The sequence below is a fragment of the Mesorhizobium sp. M0830 genome (assembly GCF_040319965.1).
GTDB lineage: Bacteria > Pseudomonadota > Alphaproteobacteria > Rhizobiales > Rhizobiaceae > Mesorhizobium.
In genome coordinates this window covers 21,297-38,886 of record NZ_JAMYOR010000002.1, presented here as the reverse complement: position 1 = coordinate 38,886, position 17,590 = coordinate 21,297, and the positions used below count along the sequence as shown (strand labels likewise).

The window sequence follows — 17,590 nt, the reverse complement described above, 5'->3', positions numbered from 1 at the left end:
AGGAACGGGACGATGTTGGCGTTGATTACATTTCGGGTCGCGGGGCGGTTGCGCGTTTTGCGCACCATGGCTGTCGCGGCTTCGTTGGCTGCCGCCGCGATGCTGGCCTTCGGCACCTCGGCAAGGGCGGACAACGACATCGTCTATGTGTCGTCGACCAAGAATGCGTCCATCAAGGTTGCCAAGGGCAAGCCGAAGACGATCATGACCAGTGCCGCCTTCTACCAGATCGTCATCGGCGATCCGGACATCGCCAACGTCAATCCGCTGACCGATAAATCCTTCTATGTGCTGGGCAACAATCTCGGCACCACGGGCATCGCCCTGTTCGACGAAAAGAAGCAGCTTGTCGGCACCGTCGACATCGAGGTGACGCTCGACACCGACCAACTGGCCAGCACCATCCGCGCCAGCGTGCCGGATGCCAGGATCAAGGTCGGCTCGGCCAATGGTCGTGTCGTGCTGTCGGGCGAGGCGGATGACGCGGTCGCCGCCGACAAGGCAAACAAGATCGCGACGCGCTTTTCCGGCGCCGAAGAGGTTATCAACTCGGTCAATATCTCGTCGTCGCAGCAGGTCCAGCTCAATGTCCGCTTCGTCGAGATCAACCGCCAGGCGGGCCAGGATCTGGGCGCCAAATACGCAGCCAATTTTGCCTATGGCCTTGGTGGCCGTGATGTGACGATCGATCCGGGTACTGTGCCGACCGCCGGCACCGGCGAGATCATCGGACGGCTGTTGTCGAACGGCGTGTCGATCGATATCGCCATCAAGGCGCTGGAAGAACGCGGCCTGGCGCGGCGGTTGGCCGAGCCGAATTTGATCGCCCGTTCCGGCCAGACGGCGAGCTTCCTCGCTGGCGGCGAATTCCCGATCCCGGTCTCCGAGGACAACGGCAAAATCTCGGTCAGCTACAAGAAATACGGCGTCAGCCTGGATTTCACACCGACCGTGCTGAAGGACGGGCTGGTCAGCCTGGACATCGCGCCGGAAGTCTCCTCGATCGACGCGTCCGCGTCCTACAACATAGGCAACATTGCAGTGCCTGGTTTCATCGTGCGCCGCGCCAGGACGTCGGTCGACCTGAAGAACGGCCAGAGCTTCATGATCGCCGGATTGCTGCAGTCGCAGAACGACATCACCACGTCGCGCATTCCGGGCCTCGGCAAGATGCCGGTGCTTGGGGCGCTGTTCTCGTCGAAATCCTATCAGCGGCGCGAGACCGACCTGGTCATCATCGTCACTCCCTATCTGGTCAAGCCGGTCGATCCGTCTAAGAAGCTCGTGGAACCGACCGACGGCACGCAGCCGGCCAGCAACGCCGACTATTTCCTCAACAACACCGAGGAAGTGAAGGGCTCCGATACCGGTCGCACCGTGGCGCTGGCCGACGGCCGTGTCACCCAACCTGCTGCGTCCGCTTCCGCGGGGCATTTCCTCGACCTGCCGAAGGACTGAAGCCATGCATCTGGTCTTGAGATCGAGTATCGCCTTGCTGCTGGCCGGCCTTGCCGCCGGCTGCACCAGCGACGACTATGTGCGCAGCGAGGGGCCGACGACGGGCGCCGGGGAGGCGCAGGCCGCCAACACTGTCATGCAGATGGTCGATCCCTGGAAATATGGGGTCCAGAACACCAGGCTTAAGGTGCCCGCCCAGCGAGGCAACCTCGACCCCCCCGCTACACCCGATCAGGCGGCCGATGCGAAGGCGTCGCAGAGCGGCACAACCAACTGACCCAACGCGACGACCTGACAGGCTGACAGAATGGCAAACGGCATCAAGACCAGGAAGATCCTGCTCGTATCGACCGACAGGACCTTTGTGCAGGACACCCGAACCGCGTTCGCGGCTTCCGAGGTCATCCAGCTCTCGACAGTGGAGAAGCACGTCACCGAGCTGCGCGGCGAGATCCAGGAAGCCGACTTCGGCGCCATCATCGTCGACATGGATGCAGCAAGGCTGGAGGAGGTCGAGTCGCTGCAGCGCATCATGCGCCGGCTGGAGGACAAGGTGCCGGTCGTTGTCGTCACGCAGGAGTTCAACGCGGCCGCGGTGCGCATTCTGGTACAGCTCAAGGTCGCGGATTTTCTGGTCAAGCCGATCACGACCGCCGATCTCGTGCGCTCCGTGGTGCGGGCGCTGCAAGGCCCCGGGCGCGAGGAAAACACCGAATCGCAGATCTACACCTTCATGCCGGCAGCCGGCGGCGTCGGCACCACGACGCTGGCGCTGCAAACCGCCTTCCAACTGCATCACTCGGTGACGCGGGGCGCGTCAACCTGCGTCGTCGACCTCAATTTTCAGCAGGGCGCCTGTGCCGAATATCTCGACCTCGAACCGCGATTCGACATCACCGAGATCGAAAGCCAGCCCGAACGCCTCGACCGGCAACTGCTGGATGTGATGCTGTCCAAGCATGCGAGCGGGCTCTGCGTGCTGGCTGCCCCCACACATCCGTCGGAAATGCGCTCGTTCAAGACCGATGTCGTGGTGCGCATGCTCGATCTCGTCTCGGCCTATTTCGACAATGTCGTCATCGATATGCCGCGCACCTGGTTTCCATGGACGGAGACCGTGCTGCTCGGTTCCAACAAGCTCTACATCGTCGCGGAAATGACGGTGCCGTGCCTGCGCCACACGCAGCGGCTGATCCAGGCGGTCTACGAGACCGCCGGGAAGGAAGTGAAGCCAAACGTCATCGTCAACCGTTTCGAACAGAAGATGTTCGACAACGGCATCAAGCAAGCGGACGTCCAGGAAATCCTGGGCGAGCATTTCGTCGGCGGCATAGCCAACAACTACCGGCTGGTGCGCGAGGCGGTCGATCGCGGCGTGCCGTTGCACGAGATCGATCCGAACGCCAATGTCATCAATGATTTGAAGAAGATCATCCTGCCTGAGGAGGCAATCCCAACCCGGGCAAAATCGCGCTCGCTGTTTGGCATGGGCCGTGGATTGCTGAAGAGGAAAGCCGGATGACCAGCCGCTTTTCCACCCTGCAGAACCGCGATTCACGTCCGCAGCGCGCGCCTGAGCCGACGCCCGTCGCCCATCATGCTGTCGTCATTCCGACGAGCCGAAAGGCGTTGCCGGCCAAGCCGGACGCAGCGCCAGCAAAGAATGCCAACAAGGTGCTCGATGCGCGCGTGCGTATCCACAGGCTGCTGCTCGAGGAGATCAATCTTGTCGCGCTGGAGCGTTTGCCTAGGGATGAGATGCGCCGGCAAGTGCATGATTTCGTGTCGGAAAAGACCAAACAGGAGCGCATGGCGATCAACACCGTCGAGCTTGACGCGCTGGTTGACGACATCGTCGACGAGATGGTCGGCCTCGGTCCGCTCGAGCCACTGCTCAAGGACCCCGACATCAACGACATCCTGATCAACGGCCACCTGAACTGTTTTGTCGAAAAGAAGGGCAAGCTGCAGCCGGTCCACATTCCGTTCAAGGATGAGGCGCATCTCTTGCGCATCGTCAACAAGATCGTCGCCGCGGTCGGGCGTCGCGTCGACGAATCGCAGCCGATGGTCGATGCACGCATGCTGGACGGCTCGCGTTTCAACGCGGCCATTCGTCCGGTTGCGGTCGACGGGCCGCTGGTCTCGATCCGAAAATTCTCCAAGAACAAGCTCGGCCTGCACAAACTGGTCGAATTCGGCGCCATCACACAGAACATGGCCGAAGTGCTGGCAGCGGCCGTGCATGCCCGCAAGACGACGATCATTTCGGGCGGCACCGGTACCGGCAAGACGACCATGCTCAATGCGCTGTCGGCCTTCATACCGGAAGATGAGCGCCTGATCACCATCGAGGACGCGGCCGAACTCCAGCTGCAGCAACCGCATGTCGCGCGGATGGAGACACGCCCTGCCAACATCGAAGGAAATGGCGAGCTGAAGCAGCGCGACCTGGTCAAGAACGCGCTGCGCATGCGTCCCGACCGCGTCATCCTCGGCGAGTGCCGCGGCGAGGAGGCCTTCGACATGCTGCAGGCGATGAACACCGGCCACGAAGGCTCAATGGCGACCATCCATGCCAACACGCCGCGCGACGCCATTTCGCGGCTTGAGCAGATGCTCGGCATGACCGGCATGCCGATGACGGTACAGTCGATCCGCAGCCAGATCGCCAGCGCGCTCGACCTGATCGTCCAGCTCACGCGCCTGTCCGACGGCAAGCGCAAGGTGACCAGTGTCGCCGAGGTGACCGGCATGGAAGGCGACGTCATCCAGATGCAGGAGATATTCCGCTTCGTGCGCACCGGCATGGAGGCCGACGGCAGGATCCTCGGCCACTACGAGGCGACCGGCATCCGGCCGCGATTCCTCGAGGATTTGCGGGCCATGGGCATCGAGTTCCCCGGACGATATTTCGAACCCGGCCGGCCGCAGGAGTAGCCAAGTGTTCGACGGAATCAGCGCGATCTATGTCGTCTATGCCGCGGCAGCACTGACCGGCATCCTGATCGCCGAGGCCTGCTACCTGCTTTATGCCGGCCGCAGCGATAAGCGCACAGCCATCAACCGGCGCATGAAACTGCAGGAAAACAAGATCAGCCAGGAGCAGGTGCTCGTCCAGCTGCGCAAGGAGCGCGGCCTTGAAGCGGGCACGCCGCTGTTTTCGCCGGACCGGTTCCGCGCTTTGCGAATCCAGTCGGGCATGATCATGCCGGTGCCGAAATTCCTGATGATTACCTGCGGCCTGGCGATGGCCATGGCCTTGGTCGCCATCTGGTACGGCTTGCCGCCGCTGATGGGGCTTGTGCTGTTTGTGATGCTTGTGCCGATTCTGCCGGTGCTGACGCTGCGTTTCAAGCGCAAGCGGCGGCTGAAGCGATTCGGCGTACAGCTGCCGGAGGCACTGGAGCTGATCACGCGTGGTCTGAAGGCCGGCCACCCGGTGCCGGTGGCGATCGCCATGGTGGCGCGCGAGATGCCGGACCCGATCGGCTCCGAATTCGGCGTCATCGCCGACGAAGTGACTTATGGCTCCGATCTGGTGTCGGCGCTGAACTCGCTCTTCGACCGGGTCGGTCAGGAGGATCTGCCGCTGTTCGTCACCGCCGTCTCGATCCAGACCAGTTCGGGCGGCAATCTGCGCGAGATCCTCGATGGCTTGGCGACGACGATCCGGGAGCGCGGCAAGCTGCGCCGCAAGGTGCGCGCCATCGCGACAGAGGGCCGGATGTCGGCCTACATCCTGACGGCGGTCCCGGTATTGCTGTTTACCGCCATCATGGCGCTGATGCCGGGCTTCTACCGCGACGTCTGGGACGTGCCAAAGACATGGTACCTGATGGGGGGCTCGATCACCTGGCTGATGCTCGGCAATCTGATGATGTTCAAGATGTCGAATTTCAAGTTCTGACATGCAGCGCTTTATCGAATTCCTCGCCTCGCTTGCGCCGAACTCGTTGATGCCGGTGGCCATCCTGCTGCTGGCTGCGGGTGCTGCCGCGTTCGCCTGGCCGATGATGGCGGCGAAGGGCGATCGCAACGAGGTCAAGCGCCGGCTCAAGGTCGATGACGGTCCCATGGCCGCGAAACCCGAGCCGGTGCAGAAGAAGAATACCGGCGTCGTGCGCGAGAAGGCGGTTAAGAGGGCGCAGGAATTCTACGCCAAGAGCGATCCGGAAAATGTCGCCCGGCTGCGCATGAAGCTTATCCAGGCGGGATATATGGAGCCGCGCGCTGTCGGCATGTTCTTCCTGATCCGGTTCACCGCGATGGTCGGCACGGCAATCGGCGTGTTCGTGCTCAACCGGTGGATGGCCAGCCCCGACGCGACGATGGCCAGCCGCTGGACATTCGTCATCCTGTCAGGAGCGGCCGGCTATTTCCTGCCCGGCCTGGTGCTGAGCCAGAAAGTGCGGGAACGCAGGCGTGAGTACCGCAACGGCTTTCCCGATTTCATGGACCTGATGATCGTCTGCTCGGATGCCGGCATGAGCATGGAGGCCGGCATCGAGCGCGTCTCGAAGGAACTCGCCAAGACCTACCCCGCGCTTAGCCAAAACCTGCAGCTGGTGTCGCTGGAACTGCGGGCCGGGCGCAGCCTTGACGATGCGCTGAAGGCACTCGCCGATCGCCTCAGCCTGGACGAGGTGCGTTCCTTCGCGACGCTGCTGCAACAGTCCAAGGAACTCGGCACCAGTCTGTCTGGGGCGCTGCGCGTCTTTTCCGACGACATGCGCCACAAGCGCATGTCGCTGGCCGAGGAAAAGGCACATGCGTTGCCGGCCAAGATGTCGGTTCCGGTGGTGGTGTGCATCCTGCCGGTGGTGTTGATGATTGCAGCCATTCCAGTCATCGTCAAAATGACGGCGCACTAGCGAGTGCTCACGGGAGCCCTAGCGAGGGGCTGACCACCGGTTACTCTACCGAACTCGACGCCGCAACGTGAGAAGCCCATGCGAATTCTGCTGCGCACCCTCTTTCTCGGTCTTGTCGGCGCCGGCTTGTCGCCCGCCTTGGCCTTTGCCGACGATTGCGGCGATGCCGCCGCACTGGTGCAGCAGGCCTATCCCAAGGCTCAAAAGAGCGCCGACGGCGCCTCGTTCACGCTCGAACCCCATATCAGCATCGCCCTGACGGATAGCGATGCGCCATTTGGCCTGGTCTGCAAAATCTGGCCCGCCCATGACGACCTGCTCTTGGTCGCGGTGCCGCTTACCGACAGCGCCCAGTCCCGCGACGACGGGCATGTCGGCGATATCGAGCTTCTGGTCGTCGACAGGAACAGCCTGGAGGTGCGCCAGCGCTTGCTCCAGCCAGGGCTGATCACCGATGATGCCATCGACATCCGCAAGATCGAATTCGATACCGGCCGCTACAGGCTGGCGCCCAATGTCGGCGCCTTCGGCCTGCGCATCGAAATGGCAAACCGTTCGCAGCCCAACCCCTTCAGGGAAACCGACCTGCGGCTCTATGCCCTCGCCGGCGATGCCCTGCGCCTGGTGCTCGACGGCATCGACGTGGCCGGCTTTGGCGGCGAAGGCGACGGCAGTTGCGCGGGATCCTTTCAGTCGAGCCAGGTCAGCCTGGCGATGAGCCCGGCAAGCCACCATGGCTATCACGACATCACCGTGGTCGAGCGGGTGGATATGGACAATTGGTCCGCCGATGAGAATGGTGAGTGCCAGTCTCATCCCGGCAAGTCCGTGAAGCGCACCTACCGGCTGCGCTATGACGGCAGTCGCTACCAGTTTCCCGAGGGGCTCAAAGCCTTGGAGCCGTGAAGCCTTCCACTTATGCCTGGGTGGTTAATGGCTGGTGTGCTCGAAACCAAATTTTAGCGGCATTTTGGCACCGAAGTTTAATTGCCGCTAATGTAGTTTGTTTCCTGGAGAACGACCCGGCAAATCGGGCGATGAGGCAGGGGCATGCGTCGCAATAACTTCACGGCAATGGCCGCCATGGCGGCCGTCTTGATGATGTCTGGCTGCACGACGGGTGGCGTCGACACCACCAAGACCACCGCTATCCAACCGGTGGCAAAGGACATCGACACCTCCGATCTGGCGCAAGGCAAGGCGCAGTTTCGTGACGCCAATTACGGCCTCGCCGAAAAGCACTTCCGCAAGGCCGTCGAGTTGAAGGCGGACGATGCGGAGGCCTGGATGGGGCTCGCCGCTTCCTATGATGAACTCGGCCGCTTCGACTTCGCCGATCGCGCCTACGGCCAGCTTTTGAAAGTCGCCGGCCGTAAGCCACAGATCGTCAACAACATGGGCTATTCGCAACTGCTGCGCGGCAATCGCAAGATGGCCAAGGCGTTGCTGCTCGAAGCGAAGGCGGGCATGACCGATGCCACGGTCGTCAACGCCAATCTGGCCTTGCTGAACAAGGGTTGATCTGGTCGTTGCTTCCTACTCCTTGTCTTGACGCAATTCCCGAGGGAAAGCGCTATACGCTTTTCCCGGGAAAACCGTTTCACACTTTTCCTGGAATTGCTGTAGGGGTCCGGTTTCGGGACATAAGGCATCGACGCTTTGTAAACCCTATCGGCAGGTTGCGTCGAAAGATCGGCTGAAAACCATGTCTGAGAGCTGCGGCTAACCTAGAATACAGCGCAACCCGCCGACGCTCGAGAGGCCTTCGCCCGATATGCTGGACTTCAGTTCGCTCCTGCTCGCAGCCGCGCTGTCGGGCATCTGCCTTAGCGTCACCATGTTTGCGATCTGGTTCACCGCGCCCAAGGCAGGCTTCGTGCTGACGGTGGCGTGCGGCATTCTGGTGCTCGTCGCGCATGTGGTCCTGTTCTGGCAATACACCAAGGATCCCGATCCACTGCTTTGCCAGATCGTGCTTGCGTTGCTCAGCCTGGGTTTCCTGATTATTTGCGTGTCGGCCATGCAATATCTGGGCGTGCCCGGCTACAGACGTGCCGTTGCGCCGGCGCTTGCCGCCATGGCTGTCTGCGCCGCCGTCACCTTTCTGGGCCTTGACGGCGTCGGCTTCATCGTCACCTACACCATGGTGACGGCGCTGCTGTCGGCGATCGGCGCCATGTTCTGGATCAACGGCAGCCATGATCGCCGGATCCTGCTTGTGGTTTCGTTCCTGAGCGGCACCTGCGCGGTTTCGTTTGCGCTTTGCGGCGTGGTTCTGCTGACCAAAGGGCAATGGACGCTCGCGGTCGCGCCCGACAACTGGGCCGAACGGCTGAATTCCGTCGTGGCCGTGGCCTGCATGACCGGGCTCGGTGCCTTGACGCTCTCGCTCCACCATCTGCAGGCGCAGATCGAGCTGAAGGCCGAGACCATGACCGACCCGCTGACGGGATTGATGAACCGCCGGGCGTTGAAGTCACTCTACGGCGAGCGGAGTTTCGGTCCGTTCATGTCCGTCGTCATGTTCGACCTCGATCACTTCAAGCGGACGAACGATGTCTATGGTCACCCGGTAGGGGACCAGGTCCTGTGCCGCTTCGCCGCGGTGATCAAGAGATATGCCAGGACCGGCGTCGACGCCTTTCGCCTGGGTGGCGAGGAATTCGCTGTCGTCATGTCGCGAATGACGGAAGAGAAGGCCCATGACCTCGCCAGCAAGATCTGTGTGGCGTTCGGCACCGAGATCGTCGCCACCCAACTCGGCAAGTTGCGCAGCACGGTCAGCGGCGGCCTCGGCTTTGGCGAGGTAAGCGGCCGCACCCTCGATGACGTGCTTGCCGAAGCCGACGCGGCGCTCTATTCCGCCAAGCGCGCCGGTCGAAATTGCGTCATCGGTGGGGCGGCACTAGGCAAGGCCGACCCGGTCGAGCCGGCCTTGCGCTCCGCTTAATTATTCCGCCGCGCCCAGATAATCCGACAGAGGTGGGCACGAGCAGACCAGGTTGCGGTCGCCGGCGACATTGTCGATGCGTGACACCGGCGGCCAGTATTTGGCCGCCGTATCGGCGTCACCGGCAGGATAGGCCGCTTCCAGGCGCGAATAGGGATGGGTCCACTGGCCGGCCAGCGCCTCGGCGGCGGTGTGCGGCGCGTTGACCAGCGGATTGTCCGTCAAAGGCCATTCGCCCCTGGCCACTTTCGCTGCCTCGCCAGAAATGGCGATCATCGCCTCGCAGAAGCGGTCGAGTTCGCGTTTGGGCTCGGACTCGGTTGGCTCCACCATCAGCGTGCCGGCGACGGGGAACGACATGGTCGGCGCGTGAAAACCATAGTCGATCAAGCGTTTGGCGATGTCATCGACACTGATGCCGGCGCTGTCCTTGAGCACGCGGGTGTCGAGGATGCATTCATGCGCGACGCGCCCCTGGCTGCCTTTGTAGAGCACCGGGAAATGCGCATCGAGCCGCGTCGCGATATAGTTGGCGGACAAAATCGCCGTTTCAGTCGCTTGCTTGAGGCCCGACGCGCCCATCATGCGGATATACATCCAGGTGATCGGCAGGATCGAGGCGCTGCCGAAGGGAGCAGCGGAAACGGCATGGCCCGAGCCTTCGGTGACATGGCCCGGCAAATACGGCTTCAGATGCGCCTTGACGCCGATCGGGCCGACGCCGGGCCCGCCGCCGCCATGCGGAATGCAGAAGGTCTTATGCAGGTTCATGTGGCAGACGTCGGCGCCGATGTCGCCTGGACGGGCAAGCCCAACCAGCGCATTGAGGTTGGCGCCGTCGAAATAGACCTGGCCGCCATGCTCATGGATCAGCGCGCAGAGATCACGCGCGCCTTCCTCGAACACACCGTGCGTCGAGGGATAGGTGAACATCAGCGCGGCAAGATTTGGCGCGTGCTCGGCCGCCTTGGCCTTCATGTCGTCCATGTCGATGTTGCCATCATCGGTGCAGCGCACGACGACGACGCTCATGCCGGCCATCGCAGCACTTGCCGGGTTGGTGCCATGCGCCGACGAGGGGATCAGGCAGACGGTGCGGTGATTGTCGCCGCGTGAGCGGTGATAGCCGCGAATGGCGAGCAGGCCGGCATATTCGCCCTGGCTGCCGGCATTGGGCTGCAAGGTGACGGCGTCGAAGCCGGTGATCTCCGACAGCCAGGCTTCCAGTTCGGTGATCATGGCGCGATAGCCGGCCGAGTGCGCGGCCGGCGCGAAGGGATGCAAATTGGCGATGCTTGGCCAACTCACCGGCATCATCTCCGCGGCAGCGTTGAGCTTCATGGTGCAGGAGCCCAGCGGGATCATGGCGCGATCAAGCGCCAGATCCTTGTCGGCCAGTCTGCGCAGGAAGCGCATCATCTCGGTTTCAGACTTGTTTTCATGGAAAACAGGTTGGGTCAGAAACTCCTTGCCGCGCGGCTTGCCCGGCACCGTGCGGTCGGCGGAGGCGCCGGCCTTGGCGCCGAACAGGGCCGCGATCGCGTCGAGATCGGCATCGGTCGAGGTTTCGTCGAAGCTGATGCCGACATGGTCGGCATCGATAACGCGCAGCAGCCGGCCGGTCTTTTCAGCCGCAGTGGCGATCTGCGCCGCCTTGCCCTTGGTCTTCACGGTCACAGTGTCGAAACGGCTCGCACCGATCACCGACACGCCTGCCGCATTGAGGCCGCTTGCGAGACGGTTGGTCAGCGCATGGATGCGCCCGGCAATCGCCTGCAGCCCGACGGGGCCGTGCCAGATGGCGTAAGCGGTCGCCATGTTGGCGAGCAGCGCCTGAGCAGTGCAGATGTTGGAAGTCGCCTTGTCGCGGCGGATATGCTGCTCGCGTGTCTGCAAGGCAAGCCGGTAGCCGGGCCGGCCCTTGCTATCGGTGGACTGGCCGACAAGGCGGCCGGGCATCAGCCGCGTCAACTTGTCGGAGACTGCGCAATAGGCGGCGTGCGGACCGCCAAAGCCCATCGGCACGCCAAAGCGCTGCATCGGACCGACTGCAATGTCGGCGCCAAGCTTGGCCGGCGCATCGGTCAGCGTCAGGCCGAGCGGGTCGGCGATGAAGACGACGATGGCGCCAGTGGCGCGCGCCTTGTCGATCGCTGCCTTGTGGTCGCCATAGACCCCAAACGTATCCGGCCAGGAGACGAGCAGGGCGGCGGTGTTGTCGTCGATCGTGTCGCCATTGATCTCGATGCCGAGCGGCTCGGCGCGCGTGCGCACCACGTCCAGCGTCTGCGGATGCGGCGTGCCGGCAAATGCGATCTTGGTGCGCTTGTCGCGGTGGTGGCGCAAGGCGATGCCGACGGCTTCAGCCACCGCCGTCGCTTCGTCGAGCAGCGATGCCGATGCCACCGGCAGACCAGTCAATTCGGTGACCAGCGTCTGGAAGTTGAACAGCATTTCCAGACGGCCCTGGCTGATCTCGGCCTGATAGGGTGTGTAGGCCGTATACCAGGCCGGGTTCTCGAACAGGTTGCGCTGGATCACGGGCGGCACATGAACGCCGTGGTAGCCGGCGCCGATGAAGCTCTTCAGCACCGTATTCCCTGCCATGACAGCCGAAAGCTCGGCCAGCGCCTCCGCCTCGCTTGCAGGTGCCGGCAGAGCGAGCGGCCGGTCGAGCCGGATCGACCTCGGCACCGACTGGCTGATCAGCGTCTCGACGGAGGGCACGCCGATAGTGGCCAGCATCGCTCTGGTGTCGTTGAGGCCGGGGCCGATATGGCGGGCCGAGAAGGGGTAGGGTGCTGCGGTCATGTCTTTCGAGTCCTGATGTCAGCCGATATGGGCTTTGTAAGCGGCTTCGTCCATGAGGCCGGCGAGCTGGCTTTCGTCGGCGAGCTTCATCTTCCACAGCCAGCCGGCCCCGGTTGCCGCCGAGTTGACCAGCGACGGATCCGACGACAGCGTGGCGTTGGCTTCGGTGATCTCGCCGTCGACGGGTGCATAGACATCGGAAGCCGCCTTGACGGATTCGACGACGACGGCGGTATCGCCCTTGCTCAGCTTCTTTCCGGTTTCGGGCAGTTCGACGAAGACGAGATCGCCGAGTTGTTCCTGCGCGTAATCGGTGATGCCGACGGTGGCGATGCCGCCCTCGACGCGGAGCCATTCGTGATCTGATGTGAAATAGATCTTTGCCATTGAAATTATCCTTTGCGGTAGCGATGCGGCGTGAAGGGCAGGGAGCTGATATCGACGGGGATCTTCGTGCCGCGAACATCGGCGAAAACCCGTGTTCCGGGCTTGGCCAGGGGTGCCATGACATAGCCCATGGCGACCGGATGGCCGGCTGACGGGCCAAACCCGCCCGACGTGACATGGCCGGCGGGCTTGCCGTCGGCGTCAAAGAGCGCAGCACCGGCGCGCACCGGCTGGCGGCCTTCCGGCTTCAGCCCGACGCGCTTCTGCGCGGGCCCCCGTTCCACGGCAGCGCGGAGCGCATCGGCGCCGATGAAAGTGCCGGAAGCGCGAACCTCCTTTGGGATCGCCCACATCAGTGCGGCGCTGGCCGGGTCGTTCTCGGGCGTGATGTCCTGGCCGTGCAGGCAGAGTCCTGCCTCCAGCCGCAGGCTGTCGCGAGCGGCCAGCCCGATCCACAGCACGCGTTCATCGCCAAGCAGCTTCGCAACGAGATCGCGCGCATCGGCCTCCGGCAGCCCGATTTCGAAGCCGTCCTCGCCGGTATAGCCGGAGCGGCTCATGAACCAGTTCCTGCGCGGTTCGACACCATGCATGAACAGCAGCGAGCCGGTCTCGATGCCGGCTCGGGAAAGGGCCGCCCAGGCTTCAGGACCCTGGATGGCCAGGAAGACGCGGTCGAGCGCCTCGACCCGGACGTCGAAATCCGCGGCAAGCGCACGCAAATGCTTTTCGTCGGCGACGGCATTGCCGGCGTTAGCGACCACCATGAACCTGATATCGCCGAGCCTGGTGACGATCAGATCGTCCAGAATGCCGCCTGCTTCGTTGAGGAAGAAGGACAGTTTGGATTGTGAGATTTCGAGAGCGCCAGCGTCCAGCGGACAGGCGCGATTGAGCAGTGAAACCGCCTCCGGCCCGCTGACCTCGAACAGTTTCATATGCGAGATGTCGAACAGGCCGGCCTGTTCGCGGGTGTGAAGGTGTTCCTTCATGACGCCGGCCGGATAGGTCAGCGGCATCGACCAGCCGGCAAAGGCGCCAAAGCGCGCACCAGCGGCCACATGGATATCTTCGAGGGGAAGGTGTTTGCTGTCGTCGCCCGTCATGTCATCTCCAGAGTCGCACGCAATCGGTCGCGAATGGCGACCAGTCCGTGCCCCTCTGTCTGAAGCCTGAGAGACTTGCGCAGCCGGAACTCTGTCAGCGGCGCTTACACCTTCGGCGCGGGGGCAAGCCCCGACTTTCCAGAGTGTCTTTCCCGTCTACGGTTCTTTTGCCTGAGAGATTTCGGGCGATTTCCCCTTCGGCGGCAGCGTTCGCTGCTCTCTCCCGCAAACAGGTAGGACTCAGACCCTGAGTCCTCGACGCGCCATCCATAGCTTGTGCGCGACGGCTTGTCACCTGTCAGCGACATCTAAAGTGCGCCGCGTTGGCGATGCGCTTTAGATGCTTTGTTGACGCATGTCGTTCTCTCAAGCCCGCGGCACACCTTGGGCGACATGCATTGGCCGACAAGTCTTCGCTAACCACGCCGTTTGCCGGTTTTTCAAGACACTGCTGATATCTTGGCAGCCATGACGCTTTGGGCCGGCATTGGACGGCGGCGGACGGGGACGACAAATGGGCGAATTGATCATGAGCGCGCCGGTGGCGGGGCTGACCTCGAAAAGCCGCATCGCCGCGGAGGACGTGACGATGTTGCGCCGCGAGGTGTTCGGCGACGGTGTGGTGACGCGCGGCGAGGCCGAGGCGCTGTTTGCGCTCGATGCCACGGCGAAGGACAAATGCCCGGAATGGCCGCTTTTCTTCATCGAGGCGGTCACCGACTACATCGTCCACCAGGAGAAGCCGTCGGGCTATATCTCGCAGGACAATGCCGACTGGCTGATCCGCACGATCTCGCGCGATGGCATGGTCGACAGCCGCACCGAACTCGAATTGCTGGTGCACGTGCTGGAAGAGGCGAGATCGTCGCCGGGCCAGCTTTGTGTCTATGCGCTGCAACAGGTCGCCCACGCCGTCATCGATGGCAAGGGGCCGCTTATGCTCGGTGGCGCACTGGTTCCCGGGCTGATCGCCAAAGCGGAGGTCGAACTGCTGCGCCGTATCCTCTATGCGCACGGTGGCGACGGCAACATTGCCGTCACGCGCGCCGAGGCAGAAGTGCTGTTCAAGATCAACGAGCGCACCGCCCATGCCAGCAACGATCCGTCCTGGAACGAGCTGTTCGTCAAGGCGATCGCCAATTTCGTCATGTGCTCGGCCGGTTATGAAGCGCCGACGCGCGATGTGGCACTACGCCGTGACACCTTCCTCGAACACGCCGATCCGGAAATCGGCGGTTTCTTCAGCCGCATGATCTCCGGCGGCCTCGCCGGCATCATGGAGGCCTATCGGTCCCCTGATGACATCGAGGCCGATTGGGAAGCCAAGAACAGGGCGGCCGAGGCGCTTGCTCGCCGCGCCGAGACGATCGATGCCGGCGAAGCCGGCTGGCTGGTCGAACATATCGGCCTGGACCGGCCTCTCTACGAGAACGAACGCGCCCTGCTTACCCTGATCAAGCAGGCATCGCCGGAAATCCATCCGGCGCTCAGGCCGCTGCTCGACAAGGTTGCCTGACGTGCTGAGGATTAAACCACTGATCTCAGGGCATTATTTCCCCAGGTGTCAGATGCCGCCATACCAGTCGTAGCCATTGTCTTCCCAATAGCCGCCGCGACCGCCGCCGATACTGGCGAAGCCGTCGACCAACTCGATCTTGTAGAGATATTTTGGCATCTTATAGCCGAGCTGCCGCTCGACACGGACGCGCAGCGGCGCGCCGTTCTCAACCGGCAGCGGCTTGCCGTTCACGCCATAGGCAAGGATCGTCTGCGGGTGACGGGCATCGATCAGGTCGATCGAGCCGTAATATTTGATGTCGCCCGACAGGCTGCGGTCGATCGTGTCGAGGCAATGGAACATTGCGTAGCGCGCCTGCGGCTTGACCACCGCCTGGTCCAGCACCAGCGACAGCGGCGTCCCGGTCCATTTGGCGATGCAACTCCAGCCTTCGACGCAGTCATGGCGGGTGATCTGGGTGCGGCTCGGCATGTTCATCAACTGCTCGCGGCTGAGCGACAGCGGCTTTTCGACCAGGCCTGAAACTTCCAGCCGCCAGTCGGCGAAGTTGTTGGCAAGCAGACCCTTGTAGACATCGTCGTCCGGCGCAGTCACACCATTCGGCCGCTGCGGCTGGCGGATGTCGGCCTCGGTGAATTCCGGCGCCAGCGCGTCGCGTCCCGCGAGCAGGCGCTGTGCCCGGTATGTCAGGTCATTGGCGTTTTCGAGAAAACTGCGCAAGCCACTGCCAACGCTTAGCTGGCTGTCGAAGGCGTCGCAGCCCGACAGCATGATACCGGAGGCACCGAGACTGGCACCCGTCAGGAATTTGCGGCGGCTTATCTCAAACTTCGCCATGTCACGCACTCCTCTCGGTTGTCTTGTCGTCCTGTGCGGGTGGGTCGATGCGGTACCAGCCGGTGATGATCGAACGCAGTTCGTTTATCGGGCCGGCGGCCAGGATCATCAGGATGTGAACGATGAAGAATGCGACCAGCAGCACCATGACGGTGAAGTGGATGGTGCGCGCCGTCTGCCGTCCGCCGAGCAGATCGTTGAGAAACGGCAGCACCGAATTCATGCTGGGCGACATGGCCAGGCCGGTGACGATCATCAGCGGCAAGAGCACGAACAGCACGCCGCCATAAGCCATCTTCTGCAACGTGTTGTATTCACGGGTATGATGGAATTTCAGCTTCGCGTGGTCGACGATGTCCCGCGGCAGGCGCTTGAGATCATCGAGGCGTGGCGCGAGATCGCGCCTGATATGGCCATTGACTAGGCTGGCAACCAGCCAGACGATCAAGGTCGTCGTCAGTATCCAGGCGAAGAAGAAGTGGACGACGCGGGCGGTGCCGAGGTCATAGTAAGACGGTATGGTCGCCCAGGATGGAAAGGCGCGGGACGTCTCCTGGCCTGCCGGACCCGACCAGCCAAGTACGCCTGTGGTGTCGAAGCGACGCCCAAGGATTTCGGTGTAGCCGCGCGGACCGGCGTTGGTATTTTCCGCGCCAATGGCGAAGATGGTGTTGTTGTAGCCAAAACCCGACTGCTTGCCGATGTAGAGCTGCGGACGGGCATTGAAGATCTGCAAGCCTGACAGCAGCATGAAGAACAGCGAGATGGCCCAGAGCCAATGTGTCAGCCGCGTCCAGCGCGACTGACGGTAGATCAGCGTTTTGTCGCTCGAAGCGGAGATGTCCGGTTCGGTGGTGGATTGGCTTCTGGCAATCGTTTCCATCTTGTCTCGTCTCCGGCCTCGCGGCGTGGCCAGCGCGCTTATTGTTCTCCTGATACGTCGTCAGCCATAGCGATGTTTCATCCGATCACGGATTTATTGCGATTAGCGTAGGTTGATGGCGAGATTGACGGCGGCGGCGACGATGACCGTATTGAAGAAGAACGAAAGGATCGAATGGATAAGCACGACACGTCGCATATGCGAGGTCGTGATGTTGGTGTCGGCGGTTTGCGCGGTCATGCCGATGACCGCCGAGAAGTAGAGGAAATCCCAGCCTTCCGGCCGTTTGCCGCCCGGAAACAGCAGCCCGCCGACCGGGATCTTCTTGGCGTCGGCATCGAACGCATCGCCGTCCATCCAGTAGACATGGGCGTAGTGCAGTGCCGCCATCACATGGATCGTGAACCAGCCAAGCGGCACCGAAACAAGTGTGATCAAAAGCCAGACGAGCGCAGTGCCGCGGGCGTTGAACAGCAGGAAAATGGCGACGCCGACGACGGCGAGCGTGATGACAAAGATGCCCAGCACCGGAAGGTCCGCGTCGCGAGCGTTGTGGCTGAGATAACTTGCTTTCAGATGCGGCATCTGCGCCAGGACCAGTGCGAGATAGGTGACGAAGAACGCGTTGGCGCCGATCGAAATCGAATGGGCAGGCAGCAGGCCAGACAAGAGCGCGATCGCCAGCGCGGTCACGCCCACGCAGAATGCCATGACAAACTGCGTATGTCGGTGCATCGGCGGTTTCATTGACGTGTCGGTGGCCAT

The 17,590-nt window shown here is 62.6% G+C and carries 16 protein-coding genes and 1 riboswitch; of the genes, 10 read left to right on the top strand and 6 right to left on the bottom strand.

Features of this window, described 5'->3' with window-relative positions; genetic code table 11:
* Window positions 1-66: 66 nt before the first annotated feature.
* From NKI20_RS01570 to NKI20_RS01530, 9 genes are all read left to right on the top strand, one after another.
* Window positions 67-1,458: a type II and III secretion system protein family protein gene (locus NKI20_RS01570; RefSeq protein ID WP_245266455.1), complete on the top strand. Its 1,392-nt coding sequence runs from the start codon at window positions 67-69 to the stop codon at window positions 1,456-1,458.
* 4 nt (window positions 1,459-1,462) lie between these two features.
* Complete coding sequence (locus tag NKI20_RS01565; protein ID WP_352827713.1) at window positions 1,463-1,735, top strand: hypothetical protein; 273 nt, start codon at window positions 1,463-1,465, stop codon at window positions 1,733-1,735.
* Window positions 1,736-1,765: 30 nt separating this feature from the next.
* Window positions 1,766-2,980, top strand: coding sequence for a CpaE/TadZ family protein (locus NKI20_RS01560; RefSeq protein ID WP_352827711.1), 1,215 nt, complete (start codon window positions 1,766-1,768; stop codon window positions 2,978-2,980).
* Window positions 2,977-4,398: a TadA family conjugal transfer-associated ATPase gene (locus tag NKI20_RS01555; RefSeq protein ID WP_352827708.1), complete on the top strand. Its 1,422-nt coding sequence runs from the start codon at window positions 2,977-2,979 to the stop codon at window positions 4,396-4,398. Before NKI20_RS01560 ends, NKI20_RS01555 begins: the two co-directional genes overlap by 4 nt.
* A 4-nt stretch (window positions 4,399-4,402) precedes the next feature.
* Entirely contained in the window at window positions 4,403-5,368 is a 966-nt protein-coding gene (locus NKI20_RS01550) for a type II secretion system F family protein (protein ID WP_352827705.1), read from the top strand.
* A gap of 1 nt (window position 5,369) precedes the next feature.
* Window positions 5,370-6,332: a type II secretion system F family protein gene (locus NKI20_RS01545; protein ID WP_352827703.1), complete on the top strand. Its 963-nt coding sequence runs from the start codon at window positions 5,370-5,372 to the stop codon at window positions 6,330-6,332.
* Window positions 6,333-6,410: 78 nt separating this feature from the next.
* Entirely contained in the window at window positions 6,411-7,238 is an 828-nt protein-coding gene (locus tag NKI20_RS01540) for a PA3715 family protein (RefSeq protein ID WP_352827700.1), read from the top strand.
* Window positions 7,239-7,382: 144 nt separating this feature from the next.
* Complete coding sequence (locus tag NKI20_RS01535; RefSeq protein WP_352827697.1) at window positions 7,383-7,853, top strand: hypothetical protein; 471 nt, start codon at window positions 7,383-7,385, stop codon at window positions 7,851-7,853.
* Window positions 7,854-8,106: 253 nt separating this feature from the next.
* Window positions 8,107-9,282 (top strand): GGDEF domain-containing protein, encoded by a 1,176-nt coding sequence (locus NKI20_RS01530; RefSeq protein ID WP_352827695.1) that lies wholly within the window; start codon window positions 8,107-8,109, stop codon window positions 9,280-9,282.
* On the opposite strand, the gene gcvP is transcribed toward NKI20_RS01530, so the two are convergent.
* Genes gcvP through gcvT form a run of 3 tightly spaced genes read right to left on the bottom strand, consistent with a single transcriptional unit; the run spans window position 9,283 to window position 13,586 of the window.
* Complete coding sequence (gene gcvP / locus NKI20_RS01525; protein ID WP_352607240.1) at window positions 9,283-12,093, bottom strand: aminomethyl-transferring glycine dehydrogenase; 2,811 nt, start codon at window positions 12,091-12,093, stop codon at window positions 9,283-9,285. It abuts the gene before it with no gap.
* 18 nt (window positions 12,094-12,111) lie between these two features.
* Entirely contained in the window at window positions 12,112-12,480 is a 369-nt protein-coding gene (gcvH, locus tag NKI20_RS01520; RefSeq protein WP_023757533.1) for a glycine cleavage system protein GcvH, read from the bottom strand.
* A 5-nt stretch (window positions 12,481-12,485) separates the two neighbouring features.
* Window positions 12,486-13,586, bottom strand: a complete 1,101-nt coding sequence (gene gcvT, locus NKI20_RS01515) for a glycine cleavage system aminomethyltransferase GcvT (protein ID WP_352827692.1) — start codon at window positions 13,584-13,586, stop codon at window positions 12,486-12,488.
* A gap of 149 nt (window positions 13,587-13,735) precedes the next feature.
* Window positions 13,736-13,822, bottom strand: a riboswitch (glycine riboswitch).
* A gap of 278 nt (window positions 13,823-14,100) precedes the next feature.
* On the opposite strand from gcvT, the gene NKI20_RS01510 reads away from it, so the two are divergent.
* On the top strand, window positions 14,101-15,102 hold the full coding sequence (locus NKI20_RS01510; protein WP_352607246.1) for a hypothetical protein: 1,002 nt from the start codon (window positions 14,101-14,103) through the stop codon (window positions 15,100-15,102).
* A 48-nt stretch (window positions 15,103-15,150) separates the two neighbouring features.
* Here NKI20_RS01510 and NKI20_RS01505 read toward each other — a convergent pair whose 3' ends face one another.
* From NKI20_RS01505 to NKI20_RS01495, 3 genes are all read right to left on the bottom strand, one after another.
* Window positions 15,151-15,942 (bottom strand): molybdopterin-binding protein, encoded by a 792-nt coding sequence (locus NKI20_RS01505; RefSeq protein ID WP_352726871.1) that lies wholly within the window; start codon window positions 15,940-15,942, stop codon window positions 15,151-15,153.
* 1 nt (window position 15,943) lies between these two features.
* Window positions 15,944-16,825 carry a cytochrome b/b6 domain-containing protein gene (locus NKI20_RS01500; protein ID WP_352827689.1) on the bottom strand — a complete coding sequence of 294 codons (882 nt, stop codon included), beginning with the start codon at window positions 16,823-16,825 and terminating at the stop codon, window positions 15,944-15,946.
* A 102-nt stretch (window positions 16,826-16,927) separates the two neighbouring features.
* Window positions 16,928-17,590: a DUF1345 domain-containing protein gene (locus NKI20_RS01495; protein WP_352827686.1), complete on the bottom strand. Its 663-nt coding sequence runs from the start codon at window positions 17,588-17,590 to the stop codon at window positions 16,928-16,930.

Coding starts and splice junctions, on each gene's coding strand:
- NKI20_RS01570 (WP_245266455.1), top strand. CDS start 67: ATGGCTGTCGCGGCTTCGTTGGCTGCCGCCGCGATGCTGGCCTTCGGC.
- NKI20_RS01565 (WP_352827713.1), top strand. CDS start 1,463: ATGCATCTGGTCTTGAGATCGAGTATCGCCTTGCTGCTGGCCGGCCTT.
- NKI20_RS01560 (WP_352827711.1), top strand. CDS start 1,766: ATGGCAAACGGCATCAAGACCAGGAAGATCCTGCTCGTATCGACCGAC.
- NKI20_RS01555 (WP_352827708.1), top strand. CDS start 2,977: ATGACCAGCCGCTTTTCCACCCTGCAGAACCGCGATTCACGTCCGCAG.
- NKI20_RS01545 (WP_352827703.1), top strand. CDS start 5,370: ATGCAGCGCTTTATCGAATTCCTCGCCTCGCTTGCGCCGAACTCGTTG.
- NKI20_RS01540 (WP_352827700.1), top strand. CDS start 6,411: ATGCGAATTCTGCTGCGCACCCTCTTTCTCGGTCTTGTCGGCGCCGGC.
- NKI20_RS01535 (WP_352827697.1), top strand. CDS start 7,383: ATGCGTCGCAATAACTTCACGGCAATGGCCGCCATGGCGGCCGTCTTG.
- NKI20_RS01530 (WP_352827695.1), top strand. CDS start 8,107: ATGCTGGACTTCAGTTCGCTCCTGCTCGCAGCCGCGCTGTCGGGCATC.
- gcvP (WP_352607240.1), bottom strand. CDS start 12,093: ATGACCGCAGCACCCTACCCCTTCTCGGCCCGCCATATCGGCCCCGGC.
- gcvH (WP_023757533.1), bottom strand. CDS start 12,480: ATGGCAAAGATCTATTTCACATCAGATCACGAATGGCTCCGCGTCGAG.
- gcvT (WP_352827692.1), bottom strand. CDS start 13,586: ATGACGGGCGACGACAGCAAACACCTTCCCCTCGAAGATATCCATGTG.
- NKI20_RS01510 (WP_352607246.1), top strand. CDS start 14,101: ATGGGCGAATTGATCATGAGCGCGCCGGTGGCGGGGCTGACCTCGAAA.
- NKI20_RS01505 (WP_352726871.1), bottom strand. CDS start 15,942: ATGGCGAAGTTTGAGATAAGCCGCCGCAAATTCCTGACGGGTGCCAGT.
- NKI20_RS01500 (WP_352827689.1), bottom strand. CDS start 16,825: ATGGAAACGATTGCCAGAAGCCAATCCACCACCGAACCGGACATCTCC.
- NKI20_RS01495 (WP_352827686.1), bottom strand. CDS start 17,590: ATGGCCACCGACACGTCAATGAAACCGCCGATGCACCGACATACGCAG.